The organism is Kineococcus indalonis, assembly GCF_009906395.1.
Classification (GTDB): domain Bacteria; phylum Actinomycetota; class Actinomycetes; order Actinomycetales; family Kineococcaceae; genus Kineococcus; species Kineococcus indalonis.
In genome coordinates this window covers 1-4,598 of record NZ_JAAALM010000336.1, presented here as the reverse complement: position 1 = coordinate 4,598, position 4,598 = coordinate 1, and the positions used below count along the sequence as shown (strand labels likewise).

The window sequence follows — 4,598 nt, the reverse complement described above, 5'->3', positions numbered from 1 at the left end:
CCCCCGGGGCGGGGAGGGGACGGGGGCGGTGTTGCCGGAACGGCACGGGACCTCGACGGCCCGCCGGGCCGCGCGCACGATGCCGCCGTGAGCACCCACGACTTCGACCTCGACGCCCCCGACGCCCGCGCCCTGTGGGAGGGCATGTACGCCGCCGCCGGCGGGCGCTGGAGCGGGCGGCCCAACGACGCCCTCGTGCGCGCCGTGCAGGACCTGGCCCCCGGCACCGCCCTCGACCTCGGCTGCGGCGAGGGCGGCGACGTCGTCTGGCTGGCCTCGCGCGGCTGGCGCGCCACCGGCGCCGACGTCTCGCCCACCGCCCTGGCCCGCGGCGCCGCCCGCGCCGCCGCCGCCGGCCTCGCCGACCGGGCGCGCTTCGAGGAGCACGACCTCGGCGCCTCCCTGCCCGCCGGGGCCTTCGACCTCGTCGCCGCCTCCTTCCTGCACTCCTTCGCGCACCTGGACCGCGACGACGTGCTGCGCCGCGCCGCCGGCCTCGTCGCGCCCGGCGGCTCCCTCGTCGTCGTCGGCCACGTCACCGTCCCGCCGTGGGGCGGCGCCGCCCACGCCGAGCGCCACGTCGACCTGCCCGCCCCCGCCGAGGTGCGCGAGGTGCTCGCCCCCGCCACCGCCGGGTGGCAGGTGCTGCGCGAGGAGCTGCTCCAGCGCGAGGTCGAGGGGCCCGACGGGCAGCGCGCCGCCGTCGCCGACGGCGTGCTGCACCTGCGCCGCCCCGCCTGAGCGGGCGGTGCGCGTGCGGCGGCGGGACGGTGCCGGTCCCGGCGCGGGGGACCGCGCCCGGCGCGCTTCGTGGTAGTTCTCTTGACCATGCCGTCCCCCCGCCTGGCCCTGACCCGCACCTACCTCGCCCCGTCGGCCGACGAGGCGCCCGGTGGCGGTGAACTGCCCGGCGTCGCCGACGTGGGCGAGCGGCGCCAGGTGCGCAGCGAGGAGACCCACTACGACACCGCCGACCTGGCCCTGGCCGCCGCCGGCGCCTCGGTGCGCCGGCAGACCGGCGACTCCCCGCGCGGCTGGGTCCTGGAGCTGCCCGGCCGCGGCCCGCGCACCCACCAGGTGCGTCACGCCCTGGGCCGCGCCGTGCGCACCGCACCGGCTGCGCTGCAGCGGCTCACGTGGGCCGCGGCGCGCGGGCGCACCCTGGGGCCGGTGCTGCAGCTGACCACCGACGCCGTCCAGCGCGACCTGCTCGACGCCGACGGCGTCGTCGTGGCCCGCCTGACCACCCGCCGCGTCGAGGCGCGCCCGCTGGTGCCGGAGGACTCCCTGGCGCAGACCTGGGGGGAGTGGCAGGCCGAGGTCGTCGACGGCCGCCGCGACCTGCTGGACGCCATCAGCACCGCCTGGGAGGAGCGCGGCGCGGAGGAGTCCGACCGCACCGAGCAGCTGCGCACCGTCCTGGACGGCCCCGAGGAGACCGGCGAGCCCGCCGGCACCGCCGACGGCGACTCCGCCGGCGCCCTCGTGCTCGGCCAGCTCGCCCACGACGTCAGCCGCCTGCTCGCCCAGGACCCCCTGGCCCGCATCGACGCCCCCGGCGCCGTGCGCGCCCTGCGCAGCGCCACCCGCCGCCTCGGCGGCGTGCTGCGCGCCTGCGCCCCCCTGTTCGAGGACGCCCCCCGCGACGCGCTGGTCGCCGAGCTGGACTGGCTCACCGACGTGCTCACCCGCGCCCGCGACGCGGAGGTCCTCACCGAGCGCCTCCTCGCCGACCTCGACGAGGAGGCCGCCGGCCACGTCGCCGGCTCCGGCGTCGGCGACCCCGCCGCGGTGGCCGAGCGGGTGCGCGCGCTGCTCGGCGAGCGCCACGCCGCCGCGCAGGCCGCGGTCCTGCAGGCCCTGGACTCCGAGCGCTACCGCGCCCTGGTCTCCGCGCTGGAGGCGTTCGTGGCCGACCCCGCCCTGACCGGCGAGGCCTCCCGCGCGGCGCGCAAGGTGCTGCTGCCCCTGGCCGCCGACGCGCACCGGGCCGTGAAGAACGCCCAGCGCGACGTCGACCCCGACGGCGAGGACGCCGACGTGCCCGCCGACGACCCCGCCGCCGACCCGCTGGTGCGGCTGCGCCGCGCCGCCGAGGACGCCCGCGCCGCCGCCGCCGTCGTGGTGCCGCTGCGCGGCGACGAGGTGGAGGAGTACGCCGACGCGCTCAAGGAGCTCGTGGACGTCCTCGTCGAGCACGAGGAGACCGTCGCCGCCCGCGCCGTGCTGGCCGGGCTGGTGCCCGAGGCCGGCGAGGGCGCCTTCGTCCTGGGCCGCGTGCACGCCCTGGAGGAGGTCCGCTCCGCCGTGGCCCGCCACGACCTGGACGAGGCGTGGGACACCGCGAACCGGAAGAAGCTGCGCAAGTGGATGAGCTGAGCACGCCGGGCGCCGCGGCGTTCGCCGAACCCGTCGCGCTGTCCGGCGAGCGCGTCGCCCTGGAACCCCTCGGCGCCCGCCACGTCGAGGGCCTGCGGCGCGTCGTCGCCGAGGGCGACCTGCACCGCACCTGGTACACGCGCATCCCCGCGCCCGACGACGTCGCCGCGGAGGTGGAGCGCCGCCTGGCGCTGCAGCGCGCCGGGGCGATGGCGCCGTGGGCGCTGCGGCGCCTGGACACCGGCGAGGTGTGCGGGGCCACCACCTACATGAACCTCGACCCCGCCAACCGCCGCCTGGAGATCGGCTCGACGTTCCTGGCGCCCTCCGCGCAGGGCAGCGGCGTCAACGCCGAGGCCAAGCTGCTGCTGCTGACCCGCGCGTTCGAGGAGCTGCGCTGCATCGCGGTGGAGTTCCGCACCCACTGGCACAACCACCGGTCGCGCGCGGCCATCGCCCGGCTGGGCGCCAAGCAGGACGGGGTGCTGCGCAACCACGTCCTGTGGGCCGACGGCAGCTACCGCGACACGGTGGTGTTCTCGATCGTGGAGGGGGAGTGGCCGGCGGTGCGCAGCGGCCTGCGCGGCCGGCTCGGGCTGTCCTGGCGGCCCGCCCCGTGACGCCGGGCTCGGCTGACGCGCCGGGCCCGGCGCGTCAGCCGAGCCCGGCGACCTGCGCGTCCAGCACGTACGCGCGCGGGTCGAACGCGCTGCCGTCGCCGTAGCGCTGCGCCCCCAGCGGCGAGGCGCCCGCCGCCGGCCACGGCGGAGCGCCCTCGCGCACGAACCGCACCCAGTGCCCGTGCACCCGGTCCGCCAGCGCCTGGTCCGGGTGCTCGCCCAGCACGCGCGCCACGCCCGGCGCGCCCAGCAGGTCGAACGCGTACGGCAGGTCGTGGCAGTGCGCCGCCACGCCCTCCACCGGCGAGCGCTCCGCGAAGTCGAACAGCCAGGTGCGCGCCCCCGCCCCGCCGCGCGCGCGGGCCGCGGCCAGGCGCACCAGCTCCGCCCGGAACCCCGCGGCCACCAGCGCCCGGTTCGCCGCGAACCGCTCCCCGGTGCGGGCGACGTCCGCGCGGAAGGCGGCCACGCCCTCGTCGTCCACCCCCGCCGCGACCAGGTCGCGCACCACCTCCTGCGCGCCCGCCGCTGCCGGCACCGCGAACTCGTCGCGGGTGGTGCCCATCAGCACCTCCACGTCCGCGCCGGCCCCGCCCGCCAGCGCCGTCGCCACGTCCGAGGGCAGCACCACCCCGTCCACGACGGGCGTGAACGCCATCGAGGCCAGGACCGAGGCGCCCGCGCGGGCCGCGCGCAGCGCCGCGGCCACGTCCGGGGAGGCGCCGTCGCGCGGCGCGCGCCCCGGCACCGCGTTGAACCCCCGCTCCGCGGCCACCACCTCCGCCTCCGGCACCGAGCGCCACCCGGCCAGGTCCGGGGTGACCCCGAAGTGCGCGGCGAAGCGGCGCCCGGCCTCCTCCGCGAGCGCGGGGGGCAGGTCCGAGGTCGCCGAGGAGTGCGAGACGACCCGCCGGAACAGCCTCGCCGCCGGCGGCGAGGCCAGCAGCGACAGGACGCTGCCGCCACCGGCGGACTGCCCGGCCACCGTCACCCGGTCCGGGTCGCCGCCGAAGTCGCGCACGTTCTCGCGCACCCAGCGCAGCGCGGCGAGCTGGTCCAGCAGGCCCCGGTTCAGCGGCGCGCCCCCCACCCAGCCGAACCCGTCGAAACCCAGCCGGTACGAGACGTTCACCGTGACGACCCCGTCGCGGTTGAAGGCCGCGCCGTCGTACCACGGGCTGGCCGGCGAACCGGCGAAGTACCCGCCGCCGTGCACCCACACCAGCACCGGCAGCAGCGCCGAGCGGTCCCCGGGCGCGGGCGTGAACACGTCCACGTTGAGGGTGGCCTCCCCCGGCACCGACGGCTCCGGGATCGTGGTGACCGGGCCGAACGGCACGCGCTGCGGGGTCGGCCCGTGCGCGACGGCCGGGCGCACCCCCTCCCACGGCTCCGCCGGGACCGGCGCGGCGAACCGGCGCGGACCCACCGGCGGCCGCGCGAACGGCACGCCGAGGAAGGCCGCCGAGCCCGGGCGCTGCACGCCGCGCAGGCGGCCGGAACGGGTGCTGACCTCGGGGGCGGTGCTCACGGTGCTCTCCTCGGGTTCCGCGGGGCGCGCGGGGGCGCGCACCCCCTGCCCCGGGCATCCTCCCGCCC

The 4,598-nt window shown here is 79.4% G+C and carries 4 protein-coding genes; 3 read left to right on the top strand and 1 reads right to left on the bottom strand.

Annotation, left to right across the window (positions count from 1 at the left end; translation table 11 throughout):
- Positions 1-87: 87 nt before the first annotated feature.
- From GTR00_RS15120 to GTR00_RS15110, 3 genes are all read left to right on the top strand, one after another.
- Positions 88-741 carry a class I SAM-dependent methyltransferase gene (locus GTR00_RS15120; RefSeq protein ID WP_323132505.1) on the top strand — a complete coding sequence of 218 codons (654 nt, stop codon included), beginning with the start codon at positions 88-90 and terminating at the stop codon, positions 739-741.
- 87 nt (positions 742-828) lie between these two features.
- Positions 829-2,379, top strand: a complete 1,551-nt coding sequence (locus tag GTR00_RS15115; protein ID WP_166612424.1) for a CYTH and CHAD domain-containing protein — start codon at positions 829-831, stop codon at positions 2,377-2,379.
- Entirely contained in the window at positions 2,367-2,999 is a 633-nt protein-coding gene (locus GTR00_RS15110; protein WP_323132504.1) for a GNAT family N-acetyltransferase, read from the top strand. Before GTR00_RS15115 ends, GTR00_RS15110 begins: the two co-directional genes overlap by 13 nt.
- Positions 3,000-3,033: 34 nt before the next feature.
- Here the strand turns inward: GTR00_RS15110 and GTR00_RS15105 are convergent, their stop codons facing one another.
- Entirely contained in the window at positions 3,034-4,530 is a 1,497-nt protein-coding gene (locus tag GTR00_RS15105) for a carboxylesterase/lipase family protein (RefSeq protein ID WP_323132503.1), read from the bottom strand.
- Between the last annotated feature and the right edge of the window lie 68 nt (positions 4,531-4,598).

Excerpts from the sequence above, each read along its gene's own strand:
- GTR00_RS15115 (WP_166612424.1), top strand. The coding sequence starts at position 829 with ATGCCGTCCCCCCGCCTGGCCCTGACCCGCACCTACCTCGCCCCGTCG.